The 17,779-nt window shown below is 60.8% G+C and carries 18 protein-coding genes; 12 read left to right on the forward strand and 6 right to left on the reverse strand.

Going from position 1 to position 17,779, the window contains the following annotated elements:
• The first annotated feature begins 4 nt into the window (after positions 1-4).
• From gap to QEO92_RS16530, 8 genes are all read left to right on the forward strand, one after another.
• Positions 5-1,015 (forward strand): type I glyceraldehyde-3-phosphate dehydrogenase, encoded by a 1,011-nt coding sequence (gap, locus tag QEO92_RS16495; RefSeq protein WP_227703739.1) that lies wholly within the window; start codon positions 5-7, stop codon positions 1,013-1,015.
• A gap of 305 nt (positions 1,016-1,320) precedes the next feature.
• Positions 1,321-2,208: a HEPN domain-containing protein gene (locus QEO92_RS16500; RefSeq protein WP_227703740.1), complete on the forward strand. Its 888-nt coding sequence runs from the start codon at positions 1,321-1,323 to the stop codon at positions 2,206-2,208.
• Positions 2,205-2,786, forward strand: a complete 582-nt coding sequence (locus QEO92_RS16505; RefSeq protein WP_227703741.1) for a hypothetical protein — start codon at positions 2,205-2,207, stop codon at positions 2,784-2,786. The genes QEO92_RS16500 and QEO92_RS16505 overlap by 4 nt, the downstream gene beginning before the upstream one ends.
• Positions 2,787-3,663: 877 nt before the next feature.
• Positions 3,664-5,520, forward strand: coding sequence for a potassium/proton antiporter (locus QEO92_RS16510; protein ID WP_227703742.1), 1,857 nt, complete (start codon positions 3,664-3,666; stop codon positions 5,518-5,520).
• 110 nt (positions 5,521-5,630) lie between these two features.
• A complete protein-coding gene (locus tag QEO92_RS16515) occupies positions 5,631-6,833 on the forward strand; it encodes a phosphoglycerate kinase (RefSeq protein WP_227703743.1) in 1,203 nt (400 codons plus the stop codon).
• A gap of 215 nt (positions 6,834-7,048) precedes the next feature.
• Positions 7,049-7,945: a fructose bisphosphate aldolase gene (locus tag QEO92_RS16520; RefSeq protein WP_227703744.1), complete on the forward strand. Its 897-nt coding sequence runs from the start codon at positions 7,049-7,051 to the stop codon at positions 7,943-7,945.
• 181 nt (positions 7,946-8,126) lie between these two features.
• A complete protein-coding gene (locus tag QEO92_RS16525) occupies positions 8,127-8,573 on the forward strand; it encodes a hypothetical protein (protein ID WP_227703745.1) in 447 nt (148 codons plus the stop codon).
• A gap of 118 nt (positions 8,574-8,691) precedes the next feature.
• Positions 8,692-9,609 carry a PhzF family phenazine biosynthesis protein gene (locus tag QEO92_RS16530; protein WP_227703746.1) on the forward strand — a complete coding sequence of 306 codons (918 nt, stop codon included), beginning with the start codon at positions 8,692-8,694 and terminating at the stop codon, positions 9,607-9,609.
• A 15-nt stretch (positions 9,610-9,624) separates the two neighbouring features.
• Here the strand turns inward: QEO92_RS16530 and QEO92_RS16535 are convergent, their stop codons facing one another.
• The gene (locus QEO92_RS16535) at positions 9,625-9,786 is read right to left on the reverse strand and encodes a hypothetical protein (RefSeq protein WP_227703747.1); all 162 of its coding nucleotides are present in this window, start codon (positions 9,784-9,786) and stop codon (positions 9,625-9,627) included.
• 288 nt (positions 9,787-10,074) lie between these two features.
• Here QEO92_RS16535 and QEO92_RS16540 point away from each other — a divergent pair, with 288 nt between their 5' ends.
• From QEO92_RS16540 to rcdA, 3 genes are all read left to right on the forward strand, one after another.
• Entirely contained in the window at positions 10,075-11,346 is a 1,272-nt protein-coding gene (locus QEO92_RS16540; protein WP_037156060.1) for an MFS transporter, read from the forward strand.
• On the forward strand, positions 11,343-11,534 hold the full coding sequence (locus QEO92_RS16545; RefSeq protein WP_227703748.1) for a DUF1192 domain-containing protein: 192 nt from the start codon (positions 11,343-11,345) through the stop codon (positions 11,532-11,534). The genes QEO92_RS16540 and QEO92_RS16545 overlap by 4 nt, the downstream gene beginning before the upstream one ends.
• A gap of 468 nt (positions 11,535-12,002) precedes the next feature.
• On the forward strand, positions 12,003-12,515 hold the full coding sequence (gene rcdA / locus QEO92_RS16550; protein WP_037156053.1) for a protease adaptor protein RcdA: 513 nt from the start codon (positions 12,003-12,005) through the stop codon (positions 12,513-12,515).
• 52 nt (positions 12,516-12,567) lie between these two features.
• Here rcdA and QEO92_RS16555 read toward each other — a convergent pair whose 3' ends face one another.
• Both QEO92_RS16555 and rpmE read right to left on the reverse strand, forming a co-directional pair.
• Entirely contained in the window at positions 12,568-13,095 is a 528-nt protein-coding gene (locus tag QEO92_RS16555) for a P-loop NTPase family protein (RefSeq protein WP_227703749.1), read from the reverse strand.
• 81 nt (positions 13,096-13,176) lie between these two features.
• Positions 13,177-13,398, reverse strand: coding sequence for a 50S ribosomal protein L31 (gene rpmE / locus QEO92_RS16560; RefSeq protein ID WP_037156051.1), 222 nt, complete (start codon positions 13,396-13,398; stop codon positions 13,177-13,179).
• Positions 13,399-13,586: 188 nt separating this feature from the next.
• Between rpmE and QEO92_RS16565 the strand changes: the two genes are divergently transcribed.
• Positions 13,587-15,383 carry an ABC transporter transmembrane domain-containing protein gene (locus QEO92_RS16565; protein ID WP_227703750.1) on the forward strand — a complete coding sequence of 599 codons (1,797 nt, stop codon included), beginning with the start codon at positions 13,587-13,589 and terminating at the stop codon, positions 15,381-15,383.
• Between the two features lie 20 nt (positions 15,384-15,403).
• On the opposite strand, the gene QEO92_RS16570 is transcribed toward QEO92_RS16565, so the two are convergent.
• From QEO92_RS16570 to QEO92_RS16580, 3 genes are read right to left on the reverse strand one after another with little or no spacing between them, the layout of a single operon-like run.
• The gene (locus QEO92_RS16570; protein WP_037156047.1) at positions 15,404-15,622 is read right to left on the reverse strand and encodes a hypothetical protein; all 219 of its coding nucleotides are present in this window, start codon (positions 15,620-15,622) and stop codon (positions 15,404-15,406) included.
• Positions 15,623-15,627: 5 nt separating this feature from the next.
• Positions 15,628-16,659, reverse strand: a complete 1,032-nt coding sequence (locus QEO92_RS16575; RefSeq protein WP_037156038.1) for a peptidoglycan -binding protein — start codon at positions 16,657-16,659, stop codon at positions 15,628-15,630.
• A 3-nt stretch (positions 16,660-16,662) separates the two neighbouring features.
• Entirely contained in the window at positions 16,663-17,706 is a 1,044-nt protein-coding gene (locus QEO92_RS16580; protein WP_227703751.1) for a flagellar motor protein MotA, read from the reverse strand.
• Positions 17,707-17,779: the final 73 nt, after the last annotated feature.

Here is a 17,779-nt window from a genome sequence, read left to right on the forward strand (position 1 = left end):
AGAAATGACTGTCAAGGTTGCCATCAACGGGTTCGGCCGCATCGGCCGCAACGTTCTGCGCGCCATCGTGGAATCCGGCCGCACCGATATCGAAGTCGTCGCCATCAACGACCTCGGCCCGGTCGAGACCAATGCGCACCTGCTGCGTTACGATTCCATTCATGGCCGCTTTCCCGCGGAGGTGAAGGTCGAAGGCGACACGATCGCCATCAACGGCGGCAAGCCGATCAAGGTGACCGCGATCAAGGACCCGGCGACCCTGCCGCACCGGGAACTCGGCGTCGGCATCGCCATGGAATGCACGGGCATCTTCACCGCCCGCGATAAGGCCGCCGCCCACCTGACGGCCGGCGCCAAGCGCGTTCTCGTCTCGGCCCCCGCCGACGGCGCCGACCTCACGGTCGTCTACGGCGTCAACCACGACAAGCTGACCAGCGAACACCTGGTCGTCTCCAACGCTTCCTGCACGACCAACTGCCTGGTTCCGGTCGTCAAGGTCCTGAACGACCTCGTGGGCGTCGATCATGGCTTCATGACCACGATCCACTCCTACACGAACGACCAGCCGTCGCTCGACCAGATGCACAAGGATCTCTACCGCGCCCGCGCCGCAGCACTTTCGATGATCCCGACCTCGACGGGCGCCGCCAAGGCCGTCGGCCTCGTGCTGCCGGAACTGAAGGGCAAGCTCGACGGCTCCTCGATCCGCGTCCCGACGCCGAACGTCTCCGTCGTCGACTTGAAGTTCGTCGCCAAGCGCAACACGACGAAGGAAGAAATCAACGAGGCCATCAAGGCCGCCGCCAACGGCGCGCTGAAGGGCGTCCTCGGCTACACCGAGGAGCCGCTGGTTTCCCGCGACTTCAACCACGACAGCCATTCCTCGATCTTCGCGGTCGACCAGACCAAGGTCATGGAAGGCAATTTCGTGCGCATCCTCACCTGGTACGACAACGAATGGGGCTTCTCCAACCGCATGGCGGACACGGCGATCGTGCTTGCAAAGCTGATCTGAGGATTGGCGAGGCTGCCTTCCGGCGGCATCGGCAGGATATGAACCTCCTCCCGCAAGGGAGGGGGTTTTTGTTTGTGGGGATTTCGGAGAGGGCAATGCTGGGTTCGAGGAAAGCGCACCGCCAGCAAAAGTCGCCGGTCGTGAAGCGCTCACGGCGCCAACGGGAGACATAGCGCCATCGGGTTAGATGAGTGACCGCTCTGGGGCCGCGAGTGGACCGTCGACTCCACAGCTGATTATTGTAGAAGCGCCCCTTATATTCGGGTCTATTTCGTTTTCATTACTCTTCGCGGTATGGTCACGGGATGATCGAAACCCCATCAATCCTCTATGCGGGCATTTCCCACGTCACGTATGCCGGCGAGCCGTTCGATATGGGACACGGCATCGTCCTGAGGCCAACGTATGCTCATCTCTTTGCCGCCAACATGATGGCGTTCGCGAGAGCAACGGAGGGGAAACATCATCCTGCCCCTTGGCGCGCGGCGCGAGGTGGGTTCAGCTACGATATTGAGGTCGAACTGGCAGTTCCCATCGGCCAGAAGCTACCAGGAGAACTCAGAGCTGAGGACACTGTGTGGTTGATCGCCGCGCTGCTGAGACTGGCGGAATATACTTATCTGATGGTCCCAGTCATTTCTGATGTGTCGTTCGATGCGGCAGTTGCATCGAAGCAGGATCCGCTGCTCCAGCCGTTCGAGATTGAACCGCGCATCCTTCACGCGAGAGACGACAAGATGTCGCGCCTCAAGATTGAGGACCTGTTATGGGTGAAATCCGTGTGGCCCCGGACGGCAGAACTGTTGCGGACATGCTCGCCACTAAACATGGCACTTCGTGCGGCCGACGCCTGCACAGTCAGGGACCGACCGGCCTCGGCGTTGCTGACAGCGTGGGGTGCGCTGGAAGAACTATTCGCTCCGTCACGGGCTGAGCTTCGCTTTCGGGTATCAGCTCACATCGCGGCTTACCTTGAGCCGGTCGGGCCCAAGCGACGCGAATTGTTTAAGACGGTTGCGGACCTCTACAACGCGCGCTCGAAGGCCGCACACACAGCCCAAGATGCAGAGGTCGCCGTGTTAATACAAAGCTTCATAATCCTACGGAACGCCCTCATTCGGATGATCGACGAGGGAGCCGTGCCGACGCAGGCCGATCTGGAAGAGCGTCTGTTCTGCGGTGACGGGCAATGATCATCGACGGAGCGACAAATTGGGGAGCGGACGGCCCCCGCCCGGCCGCAGAGGGCTTCGACGTCGAAGCGCGGTCGAAGTCGATTTATGAATGGGTCCGGCAGGTACGCGGCGGTGTTCTGGCTGGCGCGTTCACCGTCGAGCGGCATATTAGCGTTGCCATCACCCACTTTATGCTGGGCGACAGGATTGGCATTCCCGAAGTTCGGGACGCCTTTGACGAAGGGTTACTTGGACCACTCGCATTCGAGCGCCGCATCAACGTGGTCATGCAGATCGCCCCACATGTACTCTCGTCCGATGAGGCGGCATCCCTCAAGGCAGACCTGAGCGAGCTGAGAACCTTGCGGAACGCGATGGCTCACAAGCCCTTTTGGCTCCATCCCGAACTGAACGACGAAAGGGAGGTCGTGAACCTTGTGCCGATCATGCAGCGTGGGAAGGGTCTCCTGCTGCTAACGACGCCGTTCGTGGAGCAGGTCAACGCACTGATCGCAGGCCTGATCGAAAGGACTGACAATCTAGCCAAAGGAGTTGCCCAGTGTTCGCCTAAGTCAGGCTCCCCGAAAAGCGATTGACCGCCATTTGTGGGCTAGATCTGCGAACGGCCGGTATTGGGTTTAAACGACGCGGTTCTGAACAGCCGAATTGGGCGCAAAGAGGTTATACACGCCGAGATCGCCAAACGGCAGCTTCCGGTCCGAAAGAAACCATGTGACGTTCTTTCTTGCCCTGAAACCGCAAAAGCCCGTCATGCTGCGCTTTGCCAAATTTTTTTCATCCCCTAATTTCCCCGCCCTCACAACCCATGCCTACAATCACCTCGCTTCCGTCGCCGGAGTGTTTCGCGAGACGTTCGCGGGCAGGCGGGAGCCGGCGCTTTCATCGGAACCGTAACGTGCGGGAAAGGTGGAAGAGGTGAAAGCCATGGAGAGTTCGTCGCAAGACAAACGCTCCTATCAAGCCTCCCCCGGGCAGCCATGTCCGGTTCGGTTGAGCCGTGCAAGTGGTGAGCCTGTCCCGAAAGGACGGGCGTGAACAAGACCACGCAGCGAGGCGAGATGATCACCTGTAGGGGCCGGAAGCCCCGAGAGAACGCCGAAGGCCACGCGAATGCGGAGCCACTTTATACAAACTAAATGAGGTTCCGCATTCGTGTGGGCTCTCCGATAATCCAGCATCCCCAAAAGTGGGAACCGGTTTTGGGACAAGACGCTGGGCAGAAAATTGAAAAGGCTTCGGCACCAAGGGATGAGTCCATCTTTTTTCCCCCTCGCCCTTCTCTTGCCGGAATTGTTCCTCCCTAATCAACGCGTCGTATCGATTCGCCTGGCCTCCGGTCGGGATCTGCCTCATTCTTGCAAAGCCGCATGGCGGCACAGCACAGTTCCGGCGATCGGGACTGCGGGCGGGGATCGTGTCACGAGCGAGGTGTGAAGGAAGGGGCTTAATTCGGTGGAGGCATTCTACATCATCCTGCTGGTCGGCACGGTGCTCGTGCTGTCGGCTGCCCTTTCGAGCCTGCTTGCCTTTCGCTTCGGCGCCCCCCTCCTCCTGGTCTTCCTGTCGATCGGCCTGCTCGCCGGCGTCGATGGCCTCGGCATCCAGTTCGAGAATTACTCCTTCACCTTCATGCTGGGATCGCTGGCACTGGCGATCGTGCTCTTCGATTCCGGCTTCATGACGCCCGCTCATTCCTTCCGCATCGCCGCCGCGCCGGCGCTGACGCTGGCCTCTGCCGGCGTGCTCCTGACGGCCGGCATTTTTGCGATCGCCGCCTCGTTCTTCCTCGGCTTCTCCTTTGTCGAAGGCCTGCTGCTCGGCTCGATCGTCGCGTCCACGGATGCCGCCGCCGTCTTCTTCCTGCTGCGCATTGGCGGCATCAACATCCGCGACCGGGTGCGCTCGACGCTGGAGGTGGAATCCGGCACCAACGACCCGATGGCGATCTTCCTGACGATCGCGCTGTCGGAACTGGTCGCCACCGGCCAGGGCTTTTCCGGCCTGGACTTCCGTTTCCTGATGCTTTTCATCGAGCAGATGGGGCTTGGTCTGATATTCGGCCTGTTCGGCGGCATGATGATCGTCTGGGTGCTGAACCGCTTCACCTCCGACCGGGGGCTTGCGCCGATCTTTGTGCTGACGCTGGCGCTGCTCGTCTTCGCCTTCACCGGCGTCATGGGCGGCAGCGGCTTCCTGGCCGTCTATGTCGCCGGCATCTATTCCGGCAACCGCCGGATGTTCGCCAAGCAGCAGATCGTCCGCTTCAACGAGGGGCTGACCTGGCTTGCGCAGATCATCATGTTCCTGGTGCTCGGCCTGCTCGCCACCCCCTCGCAGTTTCCGGCCATCCTCCTGCCGGCGATCGGCCTTGCGCTCTTCCTGATGTTCGTCGCCCGCCCCGTCGCTGTCTGGCTCAGCCTGCTCCCCTACGACTTCACCCAGCAGGAAACCGGCTTCGTCGCCTGGGTGGGCCTGCGCGGGGCGGTCTCGATCCTGCTTGCGATCATGCCGATCCTCAGCGGGGTGGAAAGCGGCTCGGTCTTCTTCAACACGACCTTCATCATCGTGCTCGCCTCCCTGTTGGTCCAGGGCTGGACGATCCGGCCGGTCGCCGAAAGGCTCGGCCTCATCATCCCGCCGCGCATGGGGGCGGTCGACAAGGTCGAGCTGGACCTGCCCGGCAAGGCGACCCACGAGCTGATCTCCTACCGCGTCATGAAGGACAGCCCAATCCTCAGCGGCGAGCGCATTCCCCGCTGGGCGATGCCCTCGCTCGTCATCCGCGACGGACGCAGCATGCGCTACCAGTATGCGGGACGGCTGAAGGAAGGCGACCAGGTCTATCTCTTCGTGGCGCCCAGCTACACGAAGCTTCTCGATCGCCTTTTCGCAAGCCGCGTGCCGGTCGAGGAGGATGATGCCGAATTTTTCGGCGCCTTCGCCATCTCGCCGACGCGCCCTGCAAGGGAGCTCGATGCGGCCTACGGGCCCGGCCTCCTGTCCGCCAACGAGCAGAACATGACGGTTGGCGACCTGATGACCTCCAGGCTTGGCGGAAGAGCGGAATATGCGGACCGCATCCGCTTCGGTTCGATCGTGCTGATCGTCCGCGAGCTCGACGAACATGACGAGATCCGCAGCCTCGGCATTTCGCTGGAGCCGGTGGAGCCGGCGACCAATCTGCCGATCTTCATCAACATGCGCGAGATCGCCCACCGCATCCGCGACCTCCTGCGCAAGTATCGCGGCAAGCCGGTGCCTGGAAAAAGCGGCGCGACGCCCCCGGAAGGTCCGGCCTCCGCGGCATGAATGCCGAGGTTCCCGAAGAGAATGGCGCAAGCATCCGACAACCGCCTTGCGTCATCGGTCTGGCATAGTATGGTCCGCACGAACTTTTCCTCAGCAAGTGGATCAGCATCATGCCGGCCTTTAAAACCCTTGACGATCTTCCCGATATCGCAGGCAAGCGCGTGCTCGTGCGCGTCGACCTCAACGTTCCCGTCGCCAATGGCAAGGTAACAGACGCGACCCGAATCGAGCGCGTGGCGCCGACCATCCTGGAACTTTCCGGGAAGGGAGCGAAAGTCATCCTGCTCGCCCATTTCGGCCGTCCGAAGGGCGAGCCGGTCGCCGATATGTCGCTGTCGCTGATCATGACGGCCGTCAACGAGGTGCTCGGACAGAAAGTCCTGTTCGCGACCGACTGCATCGGCCCCGATGCCAGGAAGGCGATCGACGGGATGGCGAACGGCGACATCCTGCTCCTCGAAAACACCCGCTTCCACAAGGGCGAGGAGAAGAACGACGCGGCCTTTACCGCAGCGCTTGCCGAAAACGGCGATATCTACGTCAACGATGCCTTCTCCGCCGCCCATCGCGCGCATGCCTCGACCGAGGGCCTCGCCCATCATCTGCCCGCCTATGCCGGCCGCACCATGCAGGAAGAGCTGGAGGCGCTGGAAAAGGGTCTCGGCAATCCGGCCCGCCCGGTGGTGGCGATCGTCGGCGGCGCCAAGGTTTCCACCAAGATCGACCTCCTCAAGAACCTCGTGAAAAAGGTCGATGCGCTGGTGATCGGCGGCGGCATGGCCAATACCTTCCTCGCGGCCAAGGGCATCAATGTCGGCAAGTCGCTGTGTGAGCACGACCTTGCGGATACGGCTAGGGAAATCATGAAGGAAGCGGAAGCCGCCAATTGCGCGATCGTGCTGCCGGCCGACGGCGTCGTCGCCCGCGAATTCAAGGCGGGCGCCGCCAACGAGGTTGTCGATATCGCATCGATCCCTGCGGACGCCATGGTGCTGGACGTCGGCCCGAAATCGGTGGCGGCGATCAACGACTGGATCTCCAGGGCTTCGACGCTCGTCTGGAATGGTCCGCTCGGCGCCTTCGAGATCGCCCCCTTCGACAAGGCGACCGTCGCGGCAGCCAGGCATGCGGCAGAAGAAACCAAGGCCGGCAGGCTCGTCTCGGTTGCCGGCGGCGGCGACACAGTCTCGGCCCTCAACCATGCCGGCGTGGCCGACGACTTCTCCTATGTCTCGACCGCCGGCGGAGCTTTCCTGGAATGGATGGAAGGCAAGGAACTGCCGGGCGTGGCCGTGCTTTCCAAGGCGGCTTGAGCTATAATTCCAAAAATCGGCGTGCGGATTTATGTCCGCACGTTCGGGCGTCAAGAAGCATTTAAAAACTTTAGATATTTTAAACGATTGAAACGATTTCAATCGTTTCAATGACTTACCACGGGATTTCCCTTAAAAAAAACTTCTGTTATCCGCGGATGGCATCTTAGGAGATATGAGCGCGTTTTGCGCCAACTTAGGGACAGGAGTGTAGTATGGTGGACGCGAAGATGTTGAACAAGATCAGCTCTGCGCCCGGATTTATTGCGGCACTGGATCAAAGCGGTGGTTCAACACCTGGAGCGTTGCGCCTTTATGGCGTATCCGACACCGACTATCATGGCGACGAGGAGATGTTCCGCCTGATGCATGCCATGCGGGTCCGCATCATGAGCGCGCCCGCCTTTACGGGCGACAAGGTTATCGGCGCTATTCTGTTCGAGCGGACCATGGACGGCGATGTCGATGGTGAGGCTGTTCCGTCCTATCTCTGGGAAAAGCGCGGCGTCGTACCCTTTCTCAAAGTCGACAAGGGCCTGAATGCCGAGGAAAACGGCGTTCAAACGATGAAGCCGATGCCCGATCTGGATACTCTTCTGATCCGTGGCCGCGAAAAGGGAATATTCGGGACGAAGATGCGGTCGGTGATTGCCCATGCCGACAAGGCCGGGATCGCTGCCGTCGTAGAGCAGCAGTTCCAGGTTGCGCGCCAGATCATCGGCCAAGGCCTGGTGCCGATCGTCGAGCCTGAAGTTTCCATCAAAAGCCCGACAAAGGAACAGGCTGAAGCCATTTTGCGCGACGAGATCGCCGAGCAACTCGACAAGCTTCCAGCAGGTGAGACCGTCATGCTGAAACTGACGATCCCGACGGTCGCCGATTTCTATGCGCCTTTGGTCGCTCATAAATCAGTCATTCGCGTCGTCGCCCTTTCCGGCGGCTACAGCACAGCGGAAGCCTGCGAAAAGCTCAGCCATAACCATGGCATGATCGCGAGTTTCTCGCGCGGGCTGACGGAAAAACTGCGCGTCACGATGAGCGACGCAGAGTTCGATGCCAGCCTGGCCGAAACGATCGATCAGATCTACGCCGCAAGCGTCAATAAGTCCTGATGCGATCCCGATGATCGGTGGCGTAGCATGTCGCTGATCTCGGGCGACATGCTACGAGCCTTGTCACGGAAGGGAATGGGCCGCACCGGCAACGGAGCGGCCTTTTGTTTGGCAGTCCGGTCGGTAAGTCTTGATGACCCGAATTGGCGGCACCACCTCTCTGCGGAAAGGAGGCTGAGCCATGACAGACCTGGAAACGACGGTCCGCGAACTCTTCAATGACTACGGCAGAATTAGCAACGATGCGCTCAAGGATGCGTCCTTGGTTGATATCGACGGAATGACTGCCTTCTTCGCCGCGTACTTTGTCGGCTCGACACCGCAAGCGGTGTTCGGTGGACCCAATGACGAAAAATTTCGCGAGGTCATCCCGAAAGGATTTGCGCGTTACCGCGAGGTCGGCGGCAAACAGATGCTCATTACCGGCATAAAGGTCACGCCGCTCAATGATCTGCACGCACTCGCAGAGGTCGGCTGGGATTTTGCCTATCTCAACAAATCGGGTGAAAGCGGAAATATCCGCTTCACCAACTTCTACTTCATCACCGTTGCAGGCGGCCGCCCCAGGATTTTTGCCTATATCACGGGCGACGAGGAAAAGGCGATGAAGGATCACGGCCTGGTCTGATCCGCGCCTGGTCGCCAGCCTTTCGTTTTATTGATCGGTGAATCACAAAGATTGGTTGGCGCAAGAGAAGTTCGTCGTTTAACTAACTAACGAACTGCATATCCTGGGAGCTGCCGCCATGCCGATTGCCGAATTTGTCACCGTCGATGTTTTCACCACCGAGCGCTTCGCCGGCAATCCGCTCGCCGTCATTCCCGATGCACGCGGCCTCACAGCCACTCAGATGCAGAAGATCGCCGCCGAATTCGGCTATGCGGAAAGCACATTCGTGCTACCGCCGGAGAACCCTGAGAACAGCGCCCGCGTGCGCATTTTCACGCCGACGATGGAAATCCCTTTTGCCGGCCATCCGAATGTCGGCACGGCTTTCGTGCTCGGCCGGCAGGCCGAACTCTTCGGCAGGCCGGTCGGCGAGAGGCTCCGCTTCGAGGAAATCGCCGGACTGGTGGACATCACGCTTCTTCGCGAGGCCGATACGGTAACCGGCGCCACGATCCGCGCGCCGCGCCCTCTGGAACTTGGTGACGAGGTGCCGACGGAACTCATCGCCGGCTGCGCTTCCATCGAAGCCGCTCATGTCCGCATCTCCGGCCACAAGCCGGTTATCGCCTCCGTCGGCCTCCCCTTCGCAATCGCCGAGCTCGAAAACCTCGATGCGCTGGCTGCCGCGCGGCCGAACATCACGGTCTTCCACGAGGCGGCCGCCCGGCATCCGCGTCCGGAAGGGGATTTTTCGCTTTTCGTTTACGTCCGTAACACCGAAAATCCATGGCATATCCGTGCCCGCATGTTCGCGCCGCTCGACAACGTCATCGAGGATCCGGCAACCGGCAGCGCATCTGCCGCCCTCTCCGCCTTTCTGGCGACGCAGGCGCCCGAGGTGGATGCAAACGTGCAGATCACCATTGAACAGGGCGTCGAGATGGGGCGCCGCAGCTTGATTGAATTGGATGTGGCGAAAACGGGCGGTATCGTTACCGACGTGCGCATTACCGGCCGCTGTATCTCCGTCATGCGCGGTGCAATCGACTGCTGAGGAGTATCGGCAGCGTCAGGAGAAATCGCGCAGGATCAGCGTCGCACCCCAGATCGCGAAGGCGAAGATCGCAAGCTTCCAGAAATCGCCGCGATGCCTGAGACCCGGCAAGCCGAGCGGCTTGATGATCTGGGCCGCCATGGCGAGGATCAGCAGAACTGAAATTGTCTTCGTCATTCCATTCTTCGTTCCGCTAAAGCGTGTCGCGATCTTTCAGATTCGCTTATCACGCTTTAAGTTCTTATTTTCACGCATGTCGTTATCGCAAAACCGCTGCACACTTTTGCGCGACATGCTTAGTCGCCACAGGCTGGACATTTTTGCGCTTCACCACAGATAGCTTTGGAGAGGATTCGGGGGAACCCGCTCCGCCTTCGTTAACGCCCGATTCATCCGCATGCAACAATGCTTGCACGCGATGCCATGATTGACTGCATCCGCGAAAAGAGCTGACAGTACCGAAACATGAGCCGAAACCTTCTGCCCGTCCTCGCCCTCCTCTGCGGTACGCTTTTCCTCTTCCTCGGCAACGGCCTGCAGGGTCTTCTCCTGCCGGTGCGCGGCTCGCAGGAAGGTTATTCCAACGAGGTGCTCGGGCTGCTCGGCACCACCTGGGCCTCCGGTTTCGTAATCGGCTGCTTCGTGGCGCCGAACGTGGTGCGCCGCATCGGCCATGTCCGCGCCTTTTCCGGCTTCCTGTCTCTGATATGCCTGAATGTGCTCCTGACCGGCATCCTGGTCGACCAGACCGCCTGGCTGATCCTGCGCGCCATCACCGGCTTCTGCACCGCCGGCACGTCGATGATCATTGAAAGCTGGCTGAACGAACGCGCCACACCCGAAAGCCGCGGCACGATCTTCTCCTTCTATATCTCGATCACCCTGTTCGGCGTGGTCGGCGGCCAGCTTATGGTGCCGTTCGCGGATATTTCCACGCCGATACTCTTCATGGTCTGCGGCATCCTCTACTCCATCGCCGCGCTGCCGACGACGCTCTCCAAGGCTGCTTCTCCGCAGCCGCTGAAGCGGGCACGCCTGGATCTTCCCGGCCTGTTCCGCAACTCCCCCATTTCCTTCGTCGGCATCCTGCTGATCGGCACGGCAAACGGCGCTTACGGGACGCTCGGGGCAGTCTTTGCGACCCGGGCGGGGCTGGACCACAGCGCGGTCGCAGCCATGGTCAGCATCACTATTTTTGCCGGCGCGATCATGCAGTTTCCGGCAGGCCGGCTCTCGGACACCATGGACCGCCGTCACGTGCTCGCCGGCCTTTCGGCGGCCTCGGCACTGGCTGGCCTCGCCGTCGCGCTCCTGAGGCCGACAGACGTATACAGCATCGTTATCCTAGTGGCGATCTATGGTGCTGCGGCGAACGCGCTTTATCCGATCGCCGTCGCGCATGCAAACGACTTCGCCGCACCTGAGGATTTCGTGAAGGTCTCGGGCGGCCTGCTGCTGCTATACGGTATCGGCACGATTATCGGGCCGACGCTCGGAGGCCCGGTTATGAGCTTCGCCGGCCCGCATGCCCTCTTTGCGGTGACCGCGGTCGCGCATATGCTGGTAACGGCTTATGCGATCATCCGCAGCCGCCAGCGCGCACCGGTGCCGGTCGAGGAGCGTGAGGCCTACCAGACCGCGCCGACCTCAGCCGGGCCGCTTGCAACGCCGGAAAGCCTGTCACTCGATCCGCGCGCCAAGAACGAGGCAACCGCAGAGATGAAGGAGGCATCATGAGCTTTCTTGATGACGATCGACCCAAGAAGCCGACTAGCCATGAGATCGGCTCCGATCTTTCCATGCTCTCCGTCGATGAGCTCGATTCGCGCATCAGGCTCCTGAAAGAGGAGATCGTGCGCCTGGAGGCGGAAAAAGAGAGAAAGGATGCCGGCCGTCGCGCCGCCGACAGCTTCTTCAGATCTTGAAAAACTAAGATATCGAGAAGTTTAAGGGTATTTTTTGCTTCGCCTTAACGGAATATTAATCATTAACGGAGACTATCCATCTGTCCAGGCTTCCTGGACTCAGACAGTTTCACCGTTCGGCGAATGGTCTGATTTCTCCCTGTTTTACCTTGAGAGCCGCCATCCCGCGGCTCTTCTTTTTGTTGCAGGACCATTTCCCCGATTTTCCTTCGGCACGGCATCGCAGCGGCTTCGGCAGGGGTCAGTTTCCCAGCCCAGGCCAGAAGCTGTATTCACAGCCTGAAATGTGTCTCATTTCAAGAAGATGGCCTCTATTTACCACTTCTTGTGGGTATTAACCTTTCCTTAAGAAACGTCTTGCGGATTTCCATTATAAGTATCATGTTCATGCCAAGTCAGAGCGGTTGGGAACTTTTACTCGACCTTGACCATTTGCCTGAATGTGATTGCGTTAGCAGGATGAATTCGATGTCCGAACAGGGATTGAACACCGTCAGTTTCGCCGGCCGCGCCGCTGCCTCCTCGCAGTTCAAGGCGCTCTACTCGGAGGGCATGGCCCTGGTTGAGGAAACCGCGAGCTATCTCGACGGTCCGGGGCGTGCCGCCTCCAAGGTTCTGCCGCGCATGGCGTCGGTCCTCTACGCCGCGGAATCCATGCGACTGACCACCCGCCTGATGCAGATGGCTTCCTGGCTGCTCCTGCAGCGCGCCGTCAACAACGGCGAGATGAGCCGCGACCAGGTCCTGTCGGAAAAGAGCAAGGTACGCCTCGACGGCTTCAACGTCGACCGCAGCGCGCCAGGCTGGCTCGACCTGCCGGAAGGTTTCCGCGAACTCGTCGAGCGTTCGCTCCGCCTGCAGAACCGGATCGCGCTCCTCGACCGGGAAATCTATCGGCCCGCCGACACCACCGTCATGCCTGACAACGAAAACAGCGTCCGCGCCCAGCTCAACCTGCTGCGCACGGCGTTCGGCAACTGAACCACGCGAACTCGCTCCATTCAGCCGGCGCATATCGGCTGCGCCGGCGTTTTCATGTCCGCGAAACGTCCCGGACATAGGCAGCAATCTCATCCCGGCTTTTCAAGCGAACCTTCACGCCTGAAAAGCCATCATAGAGCTTGAGGTGGCCGTCAAAGGAATTCCAGTTGTTCTTCCGCGCGCGATACTCCGAGACCCATCTCACGAGGCCCTCGAAGTTTTCCTCGCTTTCCCCGCCTTGAATGCCGCGCGCCCGGATATTCGCAACGCACTCCTCCTCGCAAAGGTCGATCCAGATCAATTGCGTCGCACGCGGAAGAAGCACGTCGACAAGCCATCCGTAGACGCCCTCCATAAGCCATACGTCGTCATCGGCCCGCTTTTTGACCTCTTGAATGACAACCGACTTGTCGCGAGCGATGCCATAGCGGCCGGGCTGCCAGTAGACATCGTCGAGGTGCACGGCCTCCATGCCGATACGCACCGCCATTCGTTTCGCCAGCCAGGTCTTGCCAGCACCGCCATTGCCCATGATGACGATACGACGGAGTGGGTCCGGCAAGTGCGATCGGTTTTCCATCCCGCATCCCTTCCTGCCCCATCAAAACAAAAAAGCCCGGCTTTCGCCAGGCTCTTCGTTTGGTCTGCTCGCTCAAGCGAATTAGAGGCCGAGGCCGCCGAAACGCTTGTTGAACTTCGAGACGCGGCCGCCGCGGTCCATGAGCTGCTGGTTGCCGCCGGTCCAGGCCGGATGGGACCTGGGATCGATTTCAAGGTTCATGGTCGCACCTTCCGAACCCCAGGTGGAGCGGGTCTCGTATTCGGTACCGTCGGTCATGACCACCTTGATCATGTGGTAGTCGGGATGGATGTCAGCCTTCATGTCGATAATCCTGCTCTTGCGAGGTCCATTTGTCGCAATTGCGAGCGAGAACCCTCTTTAATAAATGAAGCCGCAGACCGGTCCGGTCACGGCTTCACAATTCGATGCGGAGCCTATACAGGAAGGTTGCCGGAAGTACAAGTACCCCGTAGGGCCGAGAATATGCCTGTCGGGCGCATGGAGACGATGTGGCCGAAGCCCGAGAAAATCAACCGAGAAGCAAGGCTTTAAGACCGCTTGCAAGGCTCGTTCCCTATCTCGCCCGCTACAGGTCGATGGTCGCAGCCGCCACCTTTTTCCTTGTATTGGCCGCGGCCACCATGCTCGCTCTGCCGCTTGCCGTGCGCCGCATGGTCGACCACGGCTTTGCCTCTTCCGACGGCAACTTCATCAACAACTATTTCGGCATGCTGCTGGCGCTCGCAGCCCTCCTCGCGATCGCCAGCGCCATGCGCTATTACTACGTCATCACCATTGGCGAGCGTGTCGTCGCGGATCTGCGCCGCGAAGTCTTCTCCCACATCATCAGGCTTTCGCCATCCTTCTACGACGTCAACCAGTCGGGCGAGATCGTCTCGCGCCTGACGGCCGACACGACGCAGATCAAGTCCGCTTTCGGTTCGGCCGCTTCCCAGGCCTTGCGTAACACCATCCTCTGTCTCGGGGCGATGGCGATGATGATCTATACGAGCCCAAAACTTTCCGCTCTGGTGCTCGGCGCAATCCCGCTGATCGTCTTTCCGCTGGTCGGCTTCGGCCGTTCTGTCAGGAGACGCTCCCGCGCCGCTCAGGATACGCTTGCGGAAACCTCCGCCTTCGCGGCAGAGACGATCGGCGCCACCCGCACCGTCCAGGCCTTCGGTGGCGAGACAACTGCAAGCGGCCGTTATGGCGGAGCGGTCGAAAAGGCTTACGACGCCGCCCGCGTTGCGATCAAGGCCCGCGCGCTTCTTACCGGCTTCGGTATTCTCCTCGTCTTCGGCAGCGTCGTCGGCGTGCTCTGGTACGGCGCACAGAGCGTGCTGTCCGGTACGATGACAGCCGGCACGCTTGGGCAGTTCGTGCTTTATTCGGTGATCGCCGCAAGCTCGCTCGGCCAGCTCTCGGAAGTCTGGGGCGAGCTTTCGGCCGCCGGAGGCGCGGCGGAAAGGCTTACGGAATTGCTGCACGAAGTGCCTGCAATCCGCGACCCGGAAAATCCCGTCGCTCTCCCCTCCCCTTCGCGCGGCGAGGTCGAATTCCAGGATGTCTCCTTCGCCTATCCCGCCCGCGTCAGCGCGATCACGCTGAACTCGCTTTCCTTTCGTGTGAAGCCCGGCGAGACCGTCGCGATCGTCGGCCCCTCCGGCGCCGGGAAGAGCACGATCTTTTCGCTGCTGATACGCTTCTATGATCCATCCACCGGCACAGTGAAGCTCGACGGGGTCGATCTGAGGCGGGCAAATCTCTCCGATCTCCGGTCCCGGCTTGCCATCGTGCCGCAGGACGTGACGATCTTCGCCGCCTCGATCCACGACAACATCGCCTTCGGCGTGCCGAATGCCACGCGCGAGGCCGTCCGCACCGCAGCGATCGCCGCCCAGGCGGACGAATTCATCGGCAAGCTCGACCAGGGCTACGATACGCTTGCCGGCGAGCGCGGCATCACGCTGTCCGGCGGCCAGCGCCAGCGTATCGCCATCGCCCGCGCCATTTTGAAGGATGCGCCGGTCCTGCTTCTCGACGAAGCCACCTCGGCGCTGGATGCCGAAAGCGAAACGCTGGTGCAGAAGGCGCTCGACGGCCTGATGCAGAATCGCACGACGCTGGTCATCGCCCATCGGCTTGCAACGGTGCTGAAAGCCGACCGCATTCTGGTCATGGAGGACGGACAGATCGTCGAGGAAGGCACGCACCAGAGCCTGATCGCCAAGGGCGGGCTTTACGCCAAGCTCGCCCGGCTGCAATTCCACGACATCGAACGGCAGAGCGCTACGGCACTCTGAATAGAGGAAACGCCCTCAATTCACTCTGCGCGCGTAAACGTCCATTTCACGACATATTTGCCGTTGCGCTTCAGTTTGGTCTTGATGCGCATCTCGACTGGCCCTCCGAGCGCGGCTTCGGCACCCTCGAAGGCCTGCCGGGCTTCGGCCATCGCCTTGTGATAGGCGCTGTTGTCTCGTCTCGGACTATCCGCGACCGCCTTCATCAGGGCGGCCATGTCCGGCTTGTCTTCGTTCATGAGTTTTACCGCTCCGTCAGCTTCAGCTCGATGCGGCGGTTCTGCGACTTGATCTCCGGCGTATCCCCCTGAGCAATCGGCTGGAATTCGCCGAAACCGGCGGCCACCAGGCGGTTGGCCGGCACGCCCTTGGAGATGAGGTATTTCACGACGGACGTGGCGCGGGCGGAGGAGAGTTCCCAGTTGTCGCGATAGCGGCCGGTGCCGGAAAGCGGCGAGTTGTCCGTGTGACCATCGACGCGCAGCACCCAGTTGATTTCCGCCGGGATTTCCTTGGCAAGATCGAGAAGTGCGGCGGCAAGCTTGTCCATCTCCACACGGCCGGCATCGTCAAGCTCGCTGCCGCCCACCGGGAAAAGCACTTCCGACTGGAAGACGAAACGGTCACCGACGATGCGGATATTCTCTCTGTCGGAGAGGATTTCGCGCAAGCGGCCGAAGAAGTCGGATCGGTAGCGGTTGAGCTCCTGCACGCGCTGCGCCAGCGCCACATTGAGCCGCCGGCCGAGATCGGAAATCTGCGCCTGGGAAGCCTGGTCCTTCGCCTCGGAAGCCTGCAGCGCCGCCTCCACAGCCGCGATCTGGGCCCGGAGGGCAGCGATCTGCTGATTGAGGAGCTCGACCTGGCTCGCGGCACGCGCACTCAACTGCTGTTCCTGGTTGAGCCGGCTCGTAAGCTCGCCGATCCGGGTATTGGCCGCTTCGCTGCTGCCGGCACCCTGGCTCAGCAGCTCTTGAAGTCGCGAACGCTCGCTTTCCGAGGCGGCGAGCGAGGATTGCAAGGTGGCAAGCTGATCCTCGAAGTCCTGGCTGTTGTTCTTCTCCAGCGCCAGAAGCTCTGTCAGTTCGGCGATCTGACTGTTCAGCCGGTTCAACGCTTCGTCGCGGCCGGAAATCTCCCGGCTGAGCAGGAACTGCGCCAGCACGAAGACGGTGAGCAGGAACATGATGGCAAGCAGGAGCGTGGAAAGCGCATCCACAAAGCCTGGCCAGTAGTCTACACCTCGCTCACGACGGCGATTCTTGGCGAGCGCCATCGCTTACTTCCCTCCGATCTTGTCGGAAAGCCGGTCAAGTGTGCGGCGCAGGGCTCTTGCCTCTTCCTGCTGCGCCTCGATCCAGTCACGCAGCATCTGCTGCTCGTTGCGCATGTTCTTGACGAGGCCCTGGATGCCTTCGGCGAGATTGGCCATGGCGGAAAGCGAGCGATCGCTGTGCTGCCCGTCCGGCAATTTCAACTGCGCGGAGGCAAGTGCCCGAAGCTGCTCGGTCAGCGCGCGGATATCTTCCGACGAACCGTGGGCGATCGTCTCCGCCACGGCCGGCAGGTCTGACCCCACATCCGTCACCGAAGAGAGCCAGTTCTCAAGCTCCGTATAGAAGCGGTTCTGGGCGCGCCCGGCCTGCAGGTCCAGGAAACCGAGGATCAGCGAGCCGGAAAGGCCGAGCAGCGAGGAAGAAAACGCCGTGCCCATGCCGGCGAGCGGTTGCGAAAGGCCGCTCTTGATGGCGGCCAGGATATCGTTTGAATCGCCGGAATTCGGATCGAGTGCCCCGATCACGTTGCTGATCGAACCGATCGTGCCGATAAGGCCCCAGAACGTGCCGAGCAGTCCGAGGAAGACGAGCAGTCCGATGAGATAACGCGACGTATCACGCGATTCGTCGAGTCGCGTGCCGATCGAATCGAGGATCGACCGGAAGGCCGCGGTCGAAAGCGCCATTCTGCGGCGACTGCCGATCAGCGTGCGCATCGGCGCAAGCAGCCTGGGTTCGCGCCCGACCTTGTCGGCGCTGCCGGCCGCGCGGAAGGAATTGAACCAGCGCACTTCCGGAACGAGGCCAATCACCTGGTTGAAGACCAGGACGATGCCGATCAGCAGAACGCCGAGAATCAACCCGTTGAGGCCCGGATTGGTCTGGAAGGCATGCGCTGCCTGGCGGTAGAGAATCGAGGCGACGAACCCGACGATGATCAGGAAGATCACCATGGTCCACAGGAAGGACGCCGGATTGGAAAGTTTGTAGGCATAGCCGCCACGCGGTTCAGACTCGTCCAGATCGTCCAGTCTCGCATTCGCCATGATATGCCCTTGCCTCCGGTACTCTTCCGCGCCGGAGGCTAGTGTAAAATTGCGACGAATTGAAGTGCGGAAG

This window comes from Neorhizobium petrolearium (genome assembly GCF_029854435.1).
Classification (GTDB): Bacteria; Pseudomonadota; Alphaproteobacteria; order Rhizobiales; family Rhizobiaceae; genus Neorhizobium; species Neorhizobium petrolearium.

What these genes read in the sequence shown, in the direction of transcription:
- gap (WP_227703739.1), top strand. Translation starts at nt 5, where the DNA reads ATGACTGTCAAGGTTGCCATCAACGGGTTCGGCCGCATCGGCCGCAAC.
- QEO92_RS16500 (WP_227703740.1), top strand. Translation starts at nt 1,321, where the DNA reads ATGATCGAAACCCCATCAATCCTCTATGCGGGCATTTCCCACGTCACG.
- QEO92_RS16505 (WP_227703741.1), top strand. Translation starts at nt 2,205, where the DNA reads ATGATCATCGACGGAGCGACAAATTGGGGAGCGGACGGCCCCCGCCCG.
- QEO92_RS16515 (WP_227703743.1), top strand. Translation starts at nt 5,631, where the DNA reads ATGCCGGCCTTTAAAACCCTTGACGATCTTCCCGATATCGCAGGCAAG.
- QEO92_RS16520 (WP_227703744.1), top strand. Translation starts at nt 7,049, where the DNA reads ATGGTGGACGCGAAGATGTTGAACAAGATCAGCTCTGCGCCCGGATTT.
- QEO92_RS16525 (WP_227703745.1), top strand. Translation starts at nt 8,127, where the DNA reads ATGACAGACCTGGAAACGACGGTCCGCGAACTCTTCAATGACTACGGC.
- QEO92_RS16530 (WP_227703746.1), top strand. Translation starts at nt 8,692, where the DNA reads ATGCCGATTGCCGAATTTGTCACCGTCGATGTTTTCACCACCGAGCGC.
- QEO92_RS16535 (WP_227703747.1), bottom strand. Translation starts at nt 9,786, where the DNA reads ATGACGAAGACAATTTCAGTTCTGCTGATCCTCGCCATGGCGGCCCAG.
- QEO92_RS16540 (WP_037156060.1), top strand. Translation starts at nt 10,075, where the DNA reads ATGAGCCGAAACCTTCTGCCCGTCCTCGCCCTCCTCTGCGGTACGCTT.
- QEO92_RS16545 (WP_227703748.1), top strand. Translation starts at nt 11,343, where the DNA reads ATGAGCTTTCTTGATGACGATCGACCCAAGAAGCCGACTAGCCATGAG.
- rcdA (WP_037156053.1), top strand. Translation starts at nt 12,003, where the DNA reads ATGTCCGAACAGGGATTGAACACCGTCAGTTTCGCCGGCCGCGCCGCT.
- QEO92_RS16555 (WP_227703749.1), bottom strand. Translation starts at nt 13,095, where the DNA reads ATGGAAAACCGATCGCACTTGCCGGACCCACTCCGTCGTATCGTCATC.
- rpmE (WP_037156051.1), bottom strand. Translation starts at nt 13,398, where the DNA reads ATGAAGGCTGACATCCATCCCGACTACCACATGATCAAGGTGGTCATG.
- QEO92_RS16570 (WP_037156047.1), bottom strand. Translation starts at nt 15,622, where the DNA reads ATGAACGAAGACAAGCCGGACATGGCCGCCCTGATGAAGGCGGTCGCG.
- QEO92_RS16575 (WP_037156038.1), bottom strand. Translation starts at nt 16,659, where the DNA reads ATGGCGCTCGCCAAGAATCGCCGTCGTGAGCGAGGTGTAGACTACTGG.
- QEO92_RS16580 (WP_227703751.1), bottom strand. Translation starts at nt 17,706, where the DNA reads ATGGCGAATGCGAGACTGGACGATCTGGACGAGTCTGAACCGCGTGGC.